Origin of the sequence: Streptomyces graminofaciens, assembly GCF_030294945.1 — a bacterium.
GTDB lineage: Bacteria > Actinomycetota > Actinomycetes > Streptomycetales > Streptomycetaceae > Streptomyces > Streptomyces graminofaciens.
The window spans coordinates 8,813,970-8,830,299 of record NZ_AP018448.1 but is presented as its reverse complement, the minus strand read 5'-3'; the positions used below and the strand labels follow the sequence as shown (position 1 = coordinate 8,830,299).

The window sequence follows — 16,330 nt, the reverse complement described above, 5'->3', positions numbered from 1 at the left end:
GATGGCTGAGGGAAGGGAGGGCTCAGCCACCCGTGGCGAAACCGGGGAACAGCGTCATTCCGCCGTCCACGTAGAGCGTGGTCCCCACGACGTAGTCGAAGAGGTCGGAGGCCAGCGCGGCCACCGCGTTCGCGATGTCGTCCGGGTCGCCGACACGGCGGTAGGGCACGAGTCGGAGAAGGTCGGCCTCGGCCTCGGGGGTGTCCCAGGCACTGCGGTTGATGGGGGTGCGAATCGCTCCCGGAGCGACGGCGTTGACGCGGATCCCGTGCGGCGCGAGTTCCTGCGCGAGGGTCGTCATGAGCATCTGCACCCCGCCCTTGGATGCCGCGTAGTTCACGTGGCCCGACCAGGGAATGATCTGGTGGACCGAACTCATGCAGATGATCTTCCCGGCGGAACGGGACACCTCCGGGACGACACCGCGCCGCTTGAACTCCTTGGCCGCTTCGCGGGCACACAGGAACTGTCCGGTCAGATTGACGTCCAGGACCTTCTGCCACTGGCCCAGGGTCATCTCGGTGACGGCGGCATCGCGCTGGAGCCCCGCGTTCGCCACCATGACGTCGATGGTCCCGAACTCCTTGACCATGCGGGACACCATGTCGACGACCTGGTCCTCCTGCGACACGTCCGCCTCGTGTGCGTAGGCACGGACGCCGAAGCCCTCGATCTCGCGCACCACCTCTTCCGCGGCGTCCCGCCCTGCCACGTAATTCACCACCACATCGGCGCCCACCCGCCCCAGAGCGATCGCGGTGGCCTTGCCGATTCCGGAATTCGCGCCCGTTACCAGCGCCTTCTGTCCTTTGAGGAGCGGGAAGGCAGGGGGATGGCGACCGTCACTGCCACTGGTTTCCACTCGCGCTCTCCCTGTGAGTGCCGATGCGGACATCGAGGAAATCCGCCCGACCACGAGAACACGGGGGAGTCAATACGGCCCGGCGACGCGTCTCGTGTCATCCGCTCGGGGTGCTGTCCCGCACCGAACGGCGCAATGCCCGCTCGGCGGATTGCTCGCGGCACAGTCGACTCGCAAACGGATCGCGGTCGACTCGCAATCGGATCGCGGTCGACTAGACGGTGCGAGCCCCCTGGCCCGCTTCCCGCCCCTTTCCGACGCACAGCGCCCAGATGACGAAGGCATCCACGGCGATCAGCACGATGGCCCAGACGGGCTGGTACGGAAGCCACATGAAGTTCGCCAACATCGCCAGGCCGGCCAGGGCGATCCCGACCACACGGGCCCACGTCTCTCCACGGAACACGGCGGCGCCCGCGAGTACCACCAGGACGCCGAGGACGAGGTGGATCCAGCCCCAACTCGTCAGATTGAAGTTGTAGACGTAGTTGCGGGTGGCGACAAAGACGTCGTCCTCGGCAATGGCGGCAATGCCTTGGAATATCGCCATCAACCCGCCGAAGATCATCATGACCCCCGCGAAACCGGTCCAGCCGGCCACCCACGCCCCTTCGCCGCTACTCCTGGTCCCGTGGTGGTGCATTCCAGTCGTGGTCATTTCGGGCTCCTCCCGCTTAGGCCTCGCCACTGCGGTTCGGCCGCGGCCGACGGGCCACACATCAGCTTGCCATGAGAATCACAGACCGGCAGCACGCCGACATTTACGCAGGGCAGAGCCGATGCCGAGGTGCGGGGGAATTCATACGGTGATCCAATGGAAGGGCCCGGTGCGCCGATAATCGCGCGTCGGCCGGTGTGCGCAGGCCGGTGAAGTGCGTTTGTGTCCGAGAGCCGTTTGTGCCGGAGAGTTGTACGTGCCGGAGAGTTGTTTGTTTCGCATACCTCCTGCGAGAAAGGAACCCGCCGTGCCAGGTCTCCTCCGCGGGGTCGCCCGCACAGCCGTAGTGGCCGGTACCGCGACCGCCGTGTCGAACCGTGTGTCACGCCGCCAGCAGGGGCGATGGGCCCAGCAGGACTATCAGCAGGCCCCGCCGCAGCCTGTGGCATCCGCCGAGCCGCCTCCCGCCCCGCCGACCGTCGATATGAGCAGCAAGATCGATCAGCTGAAGCAACTCGGGGAGCTCAAGGCTCAGGGCGTCCTCACCGAGGCCGAATTCGAGGACCAGAAGCGCAGGCTCCTCGACTCCTGAGCGATTACCGCACGGTGACCGGTTGCAGCGTTGCAGGAGGCGTTCGTGGAGCAGGGCGCCTTCCCGTACTGCTACTGCGCTCCCGGCCTCAGCCGGCCGCCTTCTTGACGAGCGCGCTGATGCGCTGTTCGTCGGCTGCGGTCAACTCCTTCAGGGCGTAGGCGGTCGGCCACATGGCGCCCTCGTCGAGCGCCGCCTGGTCGCTGAATCCGAGCGTGGCATACCTCGACTTGAACTTCTGCGCGCTCTGGAAGTGGCAGACGACCTTGCCGTCCCTGGCGTAGGCGGGCATCCCGTACCAGAGCTTGGGCGTGAGGTCCGGAGCGGTGGCCTTGACGATGGCGTGGATCCGCTCGGCGAGGACCCGGTCCGCCTCCGACATCGCGGCGATCTTCGCAAGCACCTCCCGCTCCGCTGCCGCCTCCTTCTCCGCCCGCGAACCGCGCCGTGCCGCCGCCTGCTTCTGCCCCTGCGCGTGCTCCTTCATCGCGGCCCGCTCTTCGGCGGTGAATCCGGTGTACTCCTCGGCGGCCGTGCCGGAGTTCCCGGCGGACGACTTCGTGTGCTGCATGGCAGTTTCCTCTCGTACGGGGATGAGGCAGGTCGGGGCGGGAGCTCAGGGCCCGGGAGTCAGGGGAGCGCCAGAGGCCGTGGACGGCGCGGGGGCGAGCGAGGTGGCGGCCTCCCCCATCACGCCAGGGGCTGCTCGCAGGCCGGGGCTTCTCGATTCCTGACCGGTCTTGTCACCTGCTTCGCCACACACGCCGGCATCCCCTCCACCGTGACCGCGAGCCCCGCGTCACCGGCCGTACCTGTGGCGTCGGCACGGTCGGCCGCCGCATCCGCCGCGCGGCGCCGGAAGGCCCCGGGCGGCATGCCGACCAGCTCGGTGAAGCGGGTGGTGAACGTGCCCAGCGACGCGCAGCCGACCGCGAAGCAGACCTCGGTGACGCTGAGGTCGCCGCGCCTCAGCAGCGCTGTCGCGCGCTCGATGCGGCGCGTCATCAGGTACGCGTAGGGCGACTCGCCGTACGCGGCCCGGAACTGCCGGCTGAGGTGCCCGGCGGACATGTTCACACCGCGGGCGAGCGCCTCCACGTTCAGCGGCTGCGCGTACTCCCTGTCAATCCGGTCGCGGACGCGGCGCAACCGCGCGAGATCGGCCAGGCGCTGCGCCTCGACACGTGCACGCCGCCACTCGGGCTGACACATAGGAGCACTCCCCCTTCTTTCCTCTTCTCTTTCCTCTTCCATCGACGCCTACGAGCGCCTGAAGTACCTGCTGGGACAAGGCACCCCGGACCCTCCCATCGTTGCCCGCACGGCTCAGCGAAGCTCCTGGATGCGGACCAGGTTGCCCGCGGGGTCGCGGAAGGCGCAGTCACGGATGCCGTACGGCTGCTCGATCGGCTCCTGGACGACCTCGGTGTCACCGGCCTGCACCTTCTCGAACGTGGCGTCGAGGTCCGGGGTGGCCAGCAGGATCCAGCCGTAGGTGCCCTTGGCCATCATCTCGGTGATGGTGCGGCGCTCGTCCTCGGTGACTCCCGGGTCGGCGGCCGGCGGCGCAAGGAGGAGGGACGTGTTGGGCTGACCGGGCGGGCCGACCGTGATCCAGCGCATCCTGCCCTGCCCGACGTCGCTGCGGACCTCGAAGCCGAGGACGTCGCGGTAGAAGGCGAGCGACGCGTCCGGGTCGTCGTGCGGCAGGAAACTCGTGTGAATGGTGATGTCCATGACGAGCAGGCTAGAACCGGCTCCCTGCCCCGCGCTTCTCGATTCCTGATCGATCCGGCCCATGGCGCCGGCCTGGATCGCGCCGCCGCGGGCAGGTACGTCGGTGCCATCGCGCGCCGGGGTGCGTCCGGCCACACGTCGCGGGCGGTCCGGTGCCTCGTCCGGACGTGTGGTGCGTGCGTGGTACGCCGCGGCCCGAGAACCCCGACATCGCCGGTTCCCGTGGGCCGAGGGATGGAAGACCGGGCCGCGGCGACGTCACACGGGTGACAGCAGGCGGGCGACGAGGCCGGCGACGAGGGCCGCCCGGCGGGGCAATTCGGCGATGACGGCATATTCGCCTTCGGCGTGCGGGTGTGCGCCGACCGCGCCGAGGCCGTCGAGGGTGGGGATGCCGATCCCGGCGGTGAAGTTGCCGTCGGACGCGCCTCCGACACTGACCGCGCGGATGTCTCCGAGACCGAGGTCCCTGGCGGTGGCGCGCGCGAGGTCCAGCAGGTGCTGGGCCTGGCCCGCTTCCATCGGCGGACGGTTGGGGCCGCCGTCGACGGCGACCAGGGCACTGGGCAGCACCGGGGACAGCGCGGCCATCCGGGCATGCAGCGCGTCCTGTTCGGCGCGGGTGGTGGCGCGGGCGTCGACATGGAAGTGGGCCTCGGCCGGGACGGTGTTGGTCGTGGTGCCGGCGGCGGCGAGCGTGGGGGTGACCGTGAGCCCGCCGGAGCCGAACGAGGCGACGATGCGCGCCTGTTCGGCCAGCTCCAGGAACGCGTTCACGCCCTTCTCGGGTTCCAGGCCGGCATGCGCGGCCCGCCCCGAGACCCGTACCACGTACCGGCTGACGCCCTTGCGGCCGGTCTTGAGTGCGCCGTCCGCACTGGCCTCGAGTACCAGCACCGCCCCGGCACGGGCGGCGGCCTTTTCGATCAGCGGTCGGGAGACGGGTGAGCCGATCTCCTCATCGGTGGTCAGCAGCATGCCGCAGCCCGCAGGGGAACCGAGCGCCGCCATCGCGTACAGGCCCTGCACGACCCCGGCCTTCATGTCGAAGACACCGGGGCAGCTGAGGGTGGTCCGGGTGCGCAACGGCTTCGGCCAGCGGGCCAGGGTGCCGATCGGCCACACCGTGTCGAGGTGGCCGAGCAGCAGCACGCCACCCGGCGCCGGCTCCCAGTACAGCGCCGGCCGGTCCTGCTCGGTGATCCACTCGGGCGCGCGGCCGAGCAGGCGGGTGCCCAGCTCGGCGGTGTGCTCCGCGACCTCGGCCAGTCGGCCGAAATCCTCGGACGGCGACTCCACCAGGCACAGGTCGAGGGTCACCCGGGCCATCTCCTCGGTGCGCGCGGTCAGTTCGTCGAGGAGGGTCACGGCTTGAGCACCTCTGTGGAGACGGTGAGTTCCGCCAGCACCTCGGGGATCGGGGCGACGCCGATGCCGGGCCCGGTCGGGATTTCGATGCGGCCGTCCTCGGTCATCGTGATCGGCTCGGTCAGGTCCTGCTTGAAGTAGCGGTCGGAGGCCGAGATGTCCGAGGGCAGAGTGAAGTTGGGCAGGCCGCCCAGGGCGAGGTTGGCCGCCCGGCCGATGCCGGTCTCCAGCATGCCGCCCGCCCAGACGGGGATCCCGGCTGCCGCGCAGACGTCGTGCACGCGCCGCGCTTCGAGGTAGCCGCCGACCCGGCCGGGCTTGATGTTGACGATCGTGCAGGCGCCGGTGCGGATCGCCTCGTACGCGGCCTGGGCGGAGACGACCGACTCGTCGAGACAGATCGGGGTCCGCACGACGCGGGCGAGCTCGGCGTGGCCGGCTATGTCCTCTTCGTCGAGTGGCTGCTCGATCAGGAGGAGCCCGAACGCGTCGAGGCGCGCGAGGTGGCGGGCGTCGGAGCGGGTGTAGGCGGAGTTGGCGTCCACCTGGAGGAGCACGTCGTCGCCGAAGCGTTCCCGCACCGCGGCGACCGGCTCGATGTCCCAGCCCGGCTCGATCTTGAGCTTGATCCGCCGGTATCCGGCGTCCAGGTAGCCCGCCACCGCGTCGAGCAGCTCCGGTACGGCGTCGTAGATGCTCACCGACACACCGGAGTCGACATGCGTCGCGGTCGCCCCCAGGTGGCGGCTCAGCGGAACTCCGGCGGCCTTCAGCTGGGCGTCGAGCACGGCCGTCTCCACCGCCGCCTTGGCCATCCGGTGCCCGCGTACCGGCTCCAGCAGCGGGGCCACCAGATCGGCGTTGAGCCGGTCGGCGGCGAACAGACGGGGCAGCAGATGGTCCGCGACGATCCGGTGCGCACCGTCGGTGAACTCGCTGGAGTACAGCGGGTCGGCGATCGCGACGCACTCGGCCCAGCCCTCGGCCTGGTCGGTGATCACCCGCACCAGCAGCACATCGCGCTCGGTCTGGGTGCTGAACGAGGTACGGAACGGGGACGCCAGCGGGATGGCGACCCGCCGCAGTTCGACAGCTTCGATGTTCGTGTTCATCGGTTCCTCGGGTTCAGTGGGTTCAGCGAGTTCGTCGGGTTCAGCGAGTTCGTCGGGTTCGTCAGGTTCATCAAGTTCGTCGGGATCTTTCGATCCATCGGGATCTTTGGATTTATCAGGACCTTTGGATTCATCGGGACCTTTGGATTCATCGGGACCTTTGAGTCGAGGGGAGAGGATCAAGGGGAGCGGTGAGGACGTATGTGCCGTTCCGGTCGGCTCCCGTCCATCGGTATCCGGACCGCAGCAGCGGCTGCATCGCCTCGCGCAGGGCGAGGCGCCAGTCCAGGACCAGGGAGACGTCGTCAGGCGGCAGTGCCGGAACGCGCAGCCGCACCTCCTCGCCGGGCAGGGGGCCCACGGCGCGGCGCACCGGTCCTCCCGCCTCGCCGATATCCAGCAGGGGGCTGTCGGGCGGGGCCGGAGCGGGCGAGCGGCCGGGCCCGGCGGCCGCCAGATCCCAGTGCACCAGGACCCGGTCCGTCGGTATCCCGCGGTTGAAGGCATCGTTCATCCGCCCGTAGAAGTCCGCGTGGTACGAGACGCCCATGGCGCCGAGTCCGGCCAGATTGAAGCAGGCGTTGGCCCTCCGCAGCGGATCGAAGGTCCAGGCCATCCGCTTGATGCCGCGCTCCAGGCACCAGTCGCGCTGGCCGAGCTTGATCGCCCGGCCCACACCCGCGCTCCGCCACTCCTCACGGACGCCGACCACATGCGAGTGCAGCAGGGTCCCGTCCGGGTCGGAGCCGAGGAAGCCCACCGCCACACCGGCGAGCCGCCCGTCGACGAAGCCGCCGAGCACCTGTGCCCCGGCTTGGCTGAGCGCCCGCATGAAGGGAAACGGCACCGGCGGAATCTCCGCCTGCCACACCTCGGTGATCAGGTCGGTCGCCGCCAGCAGCTCCTCGACGCCGGTCAGCTCCCGTACCTCCGTGTTCACGACCATGAGCCGTAGCCTGCCGGACCATGCCCCTCCAGCTTTTGTGCTGAGCATCAAACTTGGGGTCATCAGGTAGGTGTTTACAACAATCCGGCTAGGGTGGCGCCATGGAGCGCGCCCTCACCCTGCACCGCCTCGTCCAGGACATCGGCGAGCCCCTGCTGCGGCTCGCCGTCGATCCGGGCGGCGCGGACCAGCCCCTCGCCGGGGTGGCCATTCACGACCCGGCCGACGCGGATGGAATGGAGGCGGGGTGCCTGGTGCTGTGCGTGGGTGTGGCCTGGGGGGCGGAGCTGCTCGCCCTCGGCAGCGCCGCGCAGCGCGCCGGTGCGCGGGGGCTCGCGGTGAAGGGACCGGTCCCCGCCGAGGCCGCCGACTGCCCGGTGCCGGTCGTCGAGGTCAACCCGGACGCCTCCTGGATGCACGTCGCGACGACCCTGCGGCAGCGCCTGCTGGACCACTCGCGGGCGCAGTGGGAGCCCGCGGGCGCCACCAGCGACCTGTTCGCGCTGGCCAACACCATCAGCGCGATGATCCAGGCCCCCGTCACCATCGAGGACGCGGTCTCGGCGGTGCTGGCATGGTCGGCGGGACAGGACGACGTGGACGAATCGAGGGTGGAGACGATCCTGGGCCGCGCGGTGCATCCGAGCCGGCTGCACAAGCTCACGGAGCAGGGCGCCTTCGACCGGCTGCACTCCTCCACCGCGCCGGTGTACGTCGAATCGTACGAACCGGGCCTTCTGCCCCGAGTGGCGATCGCCGTACGCGCCAACTCCGAAGTCCTCGGCTACGTCTGGGCAGTCGTCACCGCCCCGCTGCCGGAGGAACACACCCGGTGGCTCGAACTGTTCGCCCCGGTCGTCGCCCTGCACCTGGCCAACACCCGCTCCGACGGCTCGGCCTGGGCCCGGCAGCGGCGCCACGAACTGGCCGCGGCGGTGCTCGCCGGGGGCCCGGCCGGGGAGGACGCGGCCCGTGAGCTGCAACTGCACACCGGGGCGCTGTGCCTGATCGCCTTCGGTTTGCGCCCGCGGGGCGCCGCCTCGGACGTTGCCTCCGACACCGCCCCCGCGGAGGCCGCTGTCGCAGCCGCCGGTCTTCGCCGGCTCGAAGACGCCCTGACGCTCTACCTCACCGCGGTGCGCCCCTCGGCGGTGACCGTGCGCGGTGATCGTGCGGTGTACGTGCTGGCGGTCTGGCCGCAGCCGTCCAGGGACGAGATTCTGGCCGGGGCCCGCTCGTTGGCCGCGGACTTCGTCGCCCGGTCGCCGGGAGGGCCCGGCGGGGACTATCTGGCCGCGGTCGCCGGGCCCGCCGCCGAGCCCGGTCGTGTGCCCGCCGTCCGGGCCCAGGCCGACGCCGTGCTGCGCGCCCTGCACGGCGCCGGGAGCTCGGCGCCCGCCGTGGCCACCCTCGACGAGACGGCGCTCCAGGTGCTGCTCGATCGCCTGGGCGACGTCGCCCAGTCGCTCGGCATGCCGCCGGCCACCGGCCCGCTGCGCCGCCTCGTCGAGCACGACGGCCCCGACGGCGTCCTCACCGAGACCCTCGCCGCCTACCTGGCTGCGGGATGCCTGGCCGAGGAAGCCGCCGCACGACTGCGGGTGCACGTCAATACCTTGCGATACCGGCTGCGCCGGATCAGGGAGGTGTCGGGTCTGGACTTCCATGACGCCGATCAGATGCTGCTGGCCCAACTGCAGCTGCGGCTGGGCGAGACGACGGCCCTTTTTCACCCGGACGACAGGACTCGGCATTCGTCGTCCTGATTGGTCGTCACCTGCGCGCCCACAGGAGCGACAAGGCGCGATCGATCCCGCGGTGAGGCGGGCGGCGGAGAAGCAACGGCGGTGCTTCCTCACGTCTCCCGTCGGAGGACAGTCTCAGTGGTCCAACGGCCGGTCACGCCGTAACGGGGCCGGGCCGCTGCTCTCCCGTACGATCAGCTCCGGCTCGGCCCACAGGGGCAGGGCCGGAGCGGTGTCGGGCTCGAGGAGCCGGTGGAGCAGGCCGAAGCAGCCCCGGCCGAGGCCTTCGAAGTCGAGGCGGACGGTGGTCAGGGCGGGGTGTGCGTAGGCGGAATGGGGGGCGTCGTCGAAGCTCACCACGCTCAGGTCGCCCGGCACGTCACGGCCCGCCTCCCTGGCCGCGCGGAGTACGCCGAGTGCCAGGTCGTCGTTGCCGCAGAGCACGGCCGTGACCGAAGGGTCGACCAGCAGCGAGCGGGCGGCGAGGTAGCCGGAGCGAGGGCTCCAGCCGGCGTCGAGCGGTTCCGTTAGGGGCTTACCGGCCGCCCGCAGGGCGTCACGCCACCCCTCGGTGCGCTGGCCGATGCGGGTGGTGGAGGACGGGATCGCCAGGTAGTGCACGGTCTCGTGGCCGAGGCCGAGGAGATAGCGGGTGGCCTGAGCTGCGGCCGCCCGGTCGTCCAGCCAGAGCTGGGGCCGGTCGCCGGGACGGCCGTCCTCGGGCCGTTCCACCGCCGCCGCGGCCGGGAACCCGGTCGGCAGTGCCTGCCATGCCCGTACGCCCGCCGCGTCGAAGGCGATCACCAGCACCGCCTCCCCCGGCCGGCTGACCCGGGCCGCGACATCCGCGGGCTGCTGGGCCGAGCCGGCGTCGAGCACGCTGATCCCGACCGCGAAGCCGGCCGCCCTCGCCGCCTCCTCTATGCCCTTCAGGGTCGCCGAGGCGCCGTACAGAGAGGTGTCGGAGGTCAGCACGGTCACCGAGCGCACCGCACCGCCGGCCAGTGCCCGGGCCATCCGGTTTGGCGTGTAGCCCATCTCTGCGATGACGTCCAGGACCCGGGCCCGGGTCGACTCCTTGACCTTGGGGTGGCCGTTGACCACCCGGGAGACCGTCTGGTGGGACACGCCCGCCTCCTTGGCGACGTCCCGGATGCTGACGGTCCTCGGAGCCTGCGGTCCCCCGCCGGAGCGGGGTGCGGGGGTCGCTTCCTGCATGGTGGGGACGGCTCCTCGTCGGTACTGGCCAGGCGGTGACGGCTGCGTTGGACCAGGTGTTCGCCTTGTCCGCGGCCTCCTTCAAGTTCGGTCGGCCGAACCAGACCTGGTCGAAGGGGTCGAGCACCTTCACCGGGCCACGAAGTCACCGTTCAGAGTCGGGATCGACGGCCATACCGTACCCGCAGCGGTGACGGTCTTCTTCGACCACTCAGAGCCGAGCCGCTCGACCAGCCCTCGGCCTCCTTCGATCCCATGCTCCACGGCGTGCGGCACACCGCTGAGACCCCCGTTGTCCACCGCCTCCAGGCCACCGCCGGCGCGCCCTGGAAGCTTCCCGACCGCCCTCGCCTGACGGGACGCCAAGAGAAAGTTCCACGCGGAGTATTGCGGGCGGCAAATGTTACCGTTCACACTCTCTCTGCGTCGCAGACGTGTCAACGCCCGATGCCGGGGGCGCGCAGGGGTCCACTTACCGGACTCCGTCTCGCAGTTACTCCAGGCGCAGGCCCCTGCTGCAGCTTCCCTGTCACATCATCTGTCGCCGAGCCCTATGGAGCCCAAAAAAGTGAACGGTAACATTCCTCGGCCATAGGCGGCGCCCCAGACCTCACCGCCCGGCACCTGTTCCGTCCAGCCTGATGGCCGAACCGCCGAACACAAGGAGTCGGCTCCGTGCGGGCGCGGGGCACATGCGGCCCTGACCTGACCCGAGGACGGCGGCATCCGCCATCGGGCGAACTTCGCATTCTCATTTGTTCAACCTCTTGGCGCACATCTGAACCAGTTTCTGCCCATACGTTCACATCTGCTGTCTTTTGTTCGCATCAGGAAAGGTTGATTCCATGACTTCAGGGAGAACCGCCGTGACCCACTGGACAAGACGTATCGGCGTCCAGGCGCTGCTCCTCAGCCTGGCTCTCGCCGGACTGGTGACCATGGGCGGTGGGCGGACTCCGTCGGCGGACCTCGGCCGGACCGAGCCCGTCGCGGTGACCACCAACCAGGTCGCGGTTCCGTCGGCACCGATGGGCTGGGCCTCGTGGAACAGCTTCGCCAGCAGCATCGATTACAACACCATCAAGGCCCAGGCCGACGCACTCGTCTCGTCCGGCATGGCCGCCGCCGGCTACAAGTACGTCAACATCGACGACGGCTGGTGGCAGGGCGCCCGTGACGGCAACGGCAAGATCGTCACCGACGAGAGCCTGTTCCCCGGCGGTATGAAGGCCATGGCCGACTACATCCACAGCAAGGGCCTGAAGGCGGGCATCTACACCGACGCGGGCAAGCAGGGTTGCGGCTATTACTTCCCCACCACCAGGCCCGCGGCGCCCAACACCGGCAGTGAGGGCCACTACCAGCAGGACATGCAGACCTTCCAGGAGTGGGGCTTCGACTTCGTCAAGATCGACTGGTGCGGCGGCAACGCCGAGGGCCTCGACCAGGAGACCACGTACAAGGCGATCAGCGCCGCCAACGACACCGCGGCCGCGATCACCGGCCGCAAGCTGGTCCTGTCGTTCTGCGAGTGGGGCACCGGCAACCCCTGGAACTGGGGCGCGGGAACGGCCCCGATGTGGCGCACCAGCACCGACATCATCTTCTGGGGCAACAGCCCGTCCACGGCCAACATGCTGGCCAACTTCGACAAGACGCTGCACCCGTCGTCCCAGCACACCGGGTACTACAACGACCCCGACATGCTGATGGTCGGCATGAACGGCTTCACCGCCGCCCAGAACCGCACGCACATGAGCCTGTGGGCGATCTCCGGCGCCCCGCTGCTGGCCGGCAACAACCTCGCCACCATGAGCTCCACCACCGCGTCGATCCTCAAGAACTCCGAGGTCATCGCCATCGACCAGGACGCCCGCGGCCTCCAGGGCGTCAAGGTCGCCGAGGACACCAAGGGGCTGCAGGTCTACAGCAAGGTCCTGTCGGGCAGCGGCAAGCGTGCCGTGCTGCTGCTCAACCGCACCTCCTCCGCCGCCCCCATCACGGCCCGCTGGACCGACCTGGGCCTGACCGCGGCCTCCGCCTCCGTGCGCGACGTATGGACCGCGACGAACGCGGGCAGCGCCGCGACGAGCTTCACCGCCGGCGTCCCGGCCGGCGAAGCGGTGCTGCTCACCGTCTCCGGCACGGAGGCCTCCGGCACGACCTACGAGGCGGAGTCCTCCTCCAACACCCTGGCCGGCACCGCCGCCAACGCCACCTGCGCGAACTGCTCGGGCGGCTCGCTGGTCGGCTGGATCGGCAACGGCTCCGCCAACACCCTGACGTTCAACGGCGTCAACGCCTCGGCCTCCGGCGTGAAGCTCGCCACCATCGCCTACGTCAACGGCGACGCCACCGCCCGTACGGCGACGCTCCAGGTCAACGGCCAGCAGTCCACGGTGGTCTCGTTCCCGCCGACGGGCTCCTGGACCACCCCCGGCACCGTCTCCGTACTGGTCGGTCTGGCCAAGGGCACCAACACCATGAAGTTCTCCAACAGCGGCGGCTGGTCGCCCAACCTCGACGCCGTCCTCCTTCAGGACATCGCGGGCACCAACGGCAACGCGATCAACGGGGTCGGCTCCAACCGCTGCCTCGACATCGCCAAGAACTCGATCACCAACGGCACCCAGCTCGCCCTCTGGGACTGCAACGGCGGACACAACCAGACCTTCACCTCCACGTCACGCGGCGAGCTCGTGGTCTACGGCAACAAGTGCCTCGACGCCGACAACAACGGCACCACCAACGGCACGAAGGTCATCATCTGGGACTGCACCGGCGGCACCAACCAGAAGTGGACCGTCAACTCCAACGGCACCATCACCAACAACCAGTCCGGCCTCTGCCTCGACGCCGTCAGCAACGGCACCGCCAACGGGACCAAGATCGACCTGTGGACGTGCAACAGCGGGGCCAACCAGAAGTGGACGCTCAACTGACGGATTGACGCCGCCATTCGTCCCGGTCGGCGGACGGACTGGATTCTCCGGTCCGTCCGCCGACCCACTTGCGCGACATCACATGCTCTCCATCCCAGCTACACCCCTGGGGGGTAGACCAACAACCACCCAGGGAGTCTGCGGGATGAGTCGGAGATTCTCGGATATCCCGGAGATTTTCGGCGTGTGATCAGCGGTGGGGCATGGGGCGGACAGTGAGGATCTGCTGTGCGTGTCCGACCGGGCCGTCAGATCGTGCAGGACGGTGCTATGCGTGTCCGGCATCACTCGCGAACCCGGCCAGCACGAGCGCGATCGCGGCGTCCACTTCTGCCGTGAACGCCCCGTGCGGCGCAGCGTCCTGGGAGAGCCTTCGCATGAGTGCGCCCTGGAAGACGTCGTAGAGCACGTCTACGGTCAGGGCGGGATCGGCAGCGGGCGCCGGTCCGTTGCCCGGCCGTTCCCGTAGACATTCACGCAGCCAGTCGCGCAGTTCCACGGAAAGCTGCGAGCGGTGGGGCGGTACGCCGTGTCCGCGCAGCAGTCCGGTCGTCATCTGCCGGGTCTCGTCCCAGTCCCGCTCCGCCATCAGGGCCAGCTCGTGGAAATACGCCCGCACCCGGTCCGCGGCAGAGGTGATGTGGTCGACGTCGCGAACCAGGGCGAAGACCGACTCCCCGCCTCGCACTGCCCACTCAGTGGCGATGTCCGACTTGGCGGGGAAGTGATTGAACGCGGTCCGCCGTGCCACCCCGGCTTCTGCCGCGATCTCGTCCATCGTGGCGGCGTCGTAGCCGCGCGAAGTGAACACCTTGATCGCTGCCGCATAGACGCGCTCCCGGTTGGCCTGGGCATTGCGCGTCCTCCCGTCCTGCTTCTCGCCCTCCGTCTGCCTCATGTGGACATTATTGCACTCAGGTGCAACCATCAAGCTTGTTGCACTTGAGTGCAACTTGATTCGAGGGAGAACTCATCATGGACAAGCTCAACGGCTGGGTGGACATCCACGCGCATTTCACCCCACCGACCACGGCGGAGGAGCGTGAGGCCCAGTGGCGTCAGCTGAGGAACGCGCACCTCCTGGCGCCCGAGCCCTACCACTGGCAACCCGAGACGATGCTCGCCACCATGGATCGCCTGGGCATCGCCACGCAGATGCTCAGCCCGGTACCCGTCGATCCCCCACTGCCGCAACTGCGCGCCTGGAACGACTACGGCGCCCAGCTCGTCGCCGACCACCCCGGCCGCTTCGGCCTGCTCGCCGGCCTGCCCACCGACGACCCGGACGCGGCCTTGGCCGAGATCGCGCGCGGCGACACGGAAACACACCCTGACGGCTATCTGCTGACCACCCGCCGGTCGGGTGTCCCGCTCGGGGACCCGCGTCTGGCGCCGGTGTGGGAGGAACTCGACCGGCGCTCGGCCGTGCTGTTCATCCACCCGAGCGCCGTACCGCCCGCGTTCCGTCAGACCGCCGTCCTGGTCGAATTGCCGTTCGAGACCACCCGGACCGTCGTGGACCTGCTCTACGCAGGATTCTTCCGCCGGTACCCCCGTCTCACGGTCGTCCTCGCCCACTGCGGCGGCGCCCTGCCCGCGCTCTCCGGCCGCCTCGGGCTGCTCGGGGCGGAGGAGTACGTGTTCAACCCGCTGGGCCTGACCGCCGACGACATCCGCACCGACCTGGCGAAGCTCCATCTCGACACCGCCGCGGCCGGCACGGACGCCAACCTCGCCGCAGCAGTCACGATGGTGCCCCGTGACCACCTCGTCTACGGCGCCGACGCCGGAGTCCCCTGCTCGAACGAGAACAACATGAAACGCAACGTCGACGCGCTCCGGAACTCCCACGTCCTCACACCGCAAGAAGTCGACGCACTCGGCCGCCGCGCCTTCGACCTCTTCCCCGCAGCCGCGCAACGCCACCGCGACGCCCTCGCAGCAGCAGCCTGAGAGGCCGAGGATGCGCGGTTCAACGAGCTCGCCGGTGAGCCCCTCGCGAAGGTTCGCAAGTTCCGCACCTGGTGGGACACCCACCGCGTCACCCAGTGCGCCCACGGCGTCCAGCACTTCCCCGTGCCCGACCGCAGACCCTCCGGGCCCTTGCGGTACGAGCCGGCAGGGTGCGGCGATCCACCCTCCATAACGGATACAATGACACCGAAAAAGGATTTCTGGCCCACACATCGACACATCGGCCGCTGAAAGGTGACCGTTTCATGGCTTCGGCGACAACACCCGTCCCTGGCAGTCCTGACTGGTGGGCGAGCCGGCCGCCGGCTCCCACCTATCGGCGCGGGCGCCCCCCGATGGACGTCGACCGGATCATCGAGACGGCCTTGAAACTCATCGATGAGGTCGGAGCTCAGGAGCTGACACTGCGGATGCTCGCCGACGCCCTGAGCTCGGGCACGGCGACGCTCTATCGGCACTTCAACGGCAAGGACGAACTTCTCGCTCTGGTCGCCGACAGAATCCTGGGCGAGGTCCGCGTCGCGCCCGAGGAGTCGGCGGGCAAGTCCTGGCGGGAGGCCGCGACGGTCGCCGCGGAGGCTTTCCACGACACCCTGTGCCGACACCCCCGTGCTGTGCCCCTGCTGGCGGCTCAGGTTCCTGTCGGCCCCAACGGTCTGCGCGCCAGGGAGCGGCTCCTCACGCTGTTCCTCAGCCACGGGTTCTCGGTCCGCCTGGCTGCCCGCGCCTACACCGCGCTCGGACACTATGTGACGGGCTTCGCCATCCAGCAGTACGGTCCCGGCACACCCCGTCCCGAAGACCAGGTGCAGCTGCGGGGCTACTACCGTTCCCTGGACCCGGCCGCCTACCCGGCCACGACGGCCGCAGCCGACGATCTCACCTCCGTACCGCTCCAAGAGGAGTTCCGGTTCGGCCTGGAGCTGCTCCTCGACGGTCTGGAGCAGGCCAGGCTCAGAGAGTCCCAGATGTGCGGCGATGCCGTCGGGCACTGATCCTGGCAGATCACGCGGCACACCTCGCCAGGACCCGGCAGGTTGAACGGCGTTTCCGCGCGCGCCCGATGGTCTCGCTCCTGCCCTGCTGCGGGTACGGCCTCGCGAAGGCGCCGTAGAGAGCAGGGCCCGGCGTTGCCCGAGGGGCGTCGCCCACTACGTGCGCCAGGGGCGGGGGCCG

At 69.6% G+C, this 16,330-nt stretch carries 15 protein-coding genes; 5 read left to right on the top strand and 10 right to left on the bottom strand.

All coding sequences use genetic code 11. The features are described from left to right. Positions 1 to 22: 22 nt before the first annotated feature. Together SGFS_RS38830 and SGFS_RS38825 are read right to left on the bottom strand one after the other, a co-directional pair. Positions 23 to 862: an SDR family oxidoreductase gene (locus tag SGFS_RS38830; RefSeq protein WP_286256896.1), complete on the bottom strand. Its 840-nt coding sequence runs from the start codon at positions 860 to 862 to the stop codon at positions 23 to 25. A gap of 214 nt (positions 863 to 1,076) precedes the next feature. Further along, positions 1,077 to 1,520, bottom strand: a complete 444-nt coding sequence (locus SGFS_RS38825; RefSeq protein WP_286256895.1) for a DUF7144 family membrane protein — start codon at positions 1,518 to 1,520, stop codon at positions 1,077 to 1,079. Positions 1,521 to 1,827: 307 nt separating this feature from the next. Between SGFS_RS38825 and SGFS_RS38820 the strand changes: the two genes are divergently transcribed. Beyond that, complete coding sequence (locus SGFS_RS38820) at positions 1,828 to 2,112, top strand: SHOCT domain-containing protein (RefSeq protein ID WP_286256894.1); 285 nt, start codon at positions 1,828 to 1,830, stop codon at positions 2,110 to 2,112. Between the two features lie 88 nt (positions 2,113 to 2,200). Here SGFS_RS38820 and SGFS_RS38815 read toward each other — a convergent pair whose 3' ends face one another. The 6 genes from SGFS_RS38815 to SGFS_RS38790 all read right to left on the bottom strand — a co-directional run bounded on the left by SGFS_RS38815 (position 2,201) and on the right by SGFS_RS38790 (position 7,275). After that, on the bottom strand, positions 2,201 to 2,683 hold the full coding sequence (locus SGFS_RS38815; RefSeq protein ID WP_286256893.1) for an iron chaperone: 483 nt from the start codon (positions 2,681 to 2,683) through the stop codon (positions 2,201 to 2,203). 119 nt (positions 2,684 to 2,802) lie between these two features. Then, the gene (locus tag SGFS_RS38810; protein WP_286256892.1) at positions 2,803 to 3,324 is read right to left on the bottom strand and encodes a helix-turn-helix transcriptional regulator; all 522 of its coding nucleotides are present in this window, start codon (positions 3,322 to 3,324) and stop codon (positions 2,803 to 2,805) included. Positions 3,325 to 3,438: 114 nt separating this feature from the next. Further along, positions 3,439 to 3,849, bottom strand: coding sequence for a VOC family protein (locus SGFS_RS38805; RefSeq protein WP_286256891.1), 411 nt, complete (start codon positions 3,847 to 3,849; stop codon positions 3,439 to 3,441). Positions 3,850 to 4,107: 258 nt separating this feature from the next. Further along, on the bottom strand, positions 4,108 to 5,217 hold the full coding sequence (locus SGFS_RS38800; protein WP_286256890.1) for a M20/M25/M40 family metallo-hydrolase: 1,110 nt from the start codon (positions 5,215 to 5,217) through the stop codon (positions 4,108 to 4,110). Beyond that, the gene (gene menC / locus SGFS_RS38795; RefSeq protein ID WP_286256889.1) at positions 5,214 to 6,329 is read right to left on the bottom strand and encodes an o-succinylbenzoate synthase; all 1,116 of its coding nucleotides are present in this window, start codon (positions 6,327 to 6,329) and stop codon (positions 5,214 to 5,216) included. The genes SGFS_RS38800 and menC overlap by 4 nt, the downstream gene beginning before the upstream one ends. A gap of 148 nt (positions 6,330 to 6,477) precedes the next feature. After that, a complete protein-coding gene (locus tag SGFS_RS38790) occupies positions 6,478 to 7,275 on the bottom strand; it encodes a GNAT family N-acetyltransferase (RefSeq protein ID WP_286256888.1) in 798 nt (265 codons plus the stop codon). Positions 7,276 to 7,376: 101 nt separating this feature from the next. Here SGFS_RS38790 and SGFS_RS38785 point away from each other — a divergent pair, with 101 nt between their 5' ends. After that, positions 7,377 to 9,041 (top strand): PucR family transcriptional regulator, encoded by a 1,665-nt coding sequence (locus SGFS_RS38785; RefSeq protein ID WP_286256886.1) that lies wholly within the window; start codon positions 7,377 to 7,379, stop codon positions 9,039 to 9,041. 114 nt (positions 9,042 to 9,155) lie between these two features. Here SGFS_RS38785 and SGFS_RS38780 read toward each other — a convergent pair whose 3' ends face one another. Continuing rightward, positions 9,156 to 10,238 carry a LacI family DNA-binding transcriptional regulator gene (locus SGFS_RS38780; RefSeq protein WP_286256884.1) on the bottom strand — a complete coding sequence of 361 codons (1,083 nt, stop codon included), beginning with the start codon at positions 10,236 to 10,238 and terminating at the stop codon, positions 9,156 to 9,158. 845 nt (positions 10,239 to 11,083) lie between these two features. Here SGFS_RS38780 and SGFS_RS38775 point away from each other — a divergent pair. Next, positions 11,084 to 13,180 carry an RICIN domain-containing protein gene (locus SGFS_RS38775; RefSeq protein ID WP_434028121.1) on the top strand — a complete coding sequence of 699 codons (2,097 nt, stop codon included), beginning with the start codon at positions 11,084 to 11,086 and terminating at the stop codon, positions 13,178 to 13,180. A gap of 268 nt (positions 13,181 to 13,448) precedes the next feature. Here the strand turns inward: SGFS_RS38775 and SGFS_RS38770 are convergent, their stop codons facing one another. Beyond that, complete coding sequence (locus SGFS_RS38770) at positions 13,449 to 14,078, bottom strand: TetR/AcrR family transcriptional regulator (RefSeq protein WP_286256883.1); 630 nt, start codon at positions 14,076 to 14,078, stop codon at positions 13,449 to 13,451. A 77-nt stretch (positions 14,079 to 14,155) separates the two neighbouring features. Here SGFS_RS38770 and SGFS_RS38765 point away from each other — a divergent pair, with 77 nt between their 5' ends. Beyond that, positions 14,156 to 15,133 (top strand): amidohydrolase family protein, encoded by a 978-nt coding sequence (locus tag SGFS_RS38765; protein WP_286256882.1) that lies wholly within the window; start codon positions 14,156 to 14,158, stop codon positions 15,131 to 15,133. A gap of 266 nt (positions 15,134 to 15,399) precedes the next feature. Further along, a complete protein-coding gene (locus tag SGFS_RS38760) occupies positions 15,400 to 16,149 on the top strand; it encodes a TetR/AcrR family transcriptional regulator (RefSeq protein WP_286256881.1) in 750 nt (249 codons plus the stop codon). Positions 16,150 to 16,330: the final 181 nt, after the last annotated feature.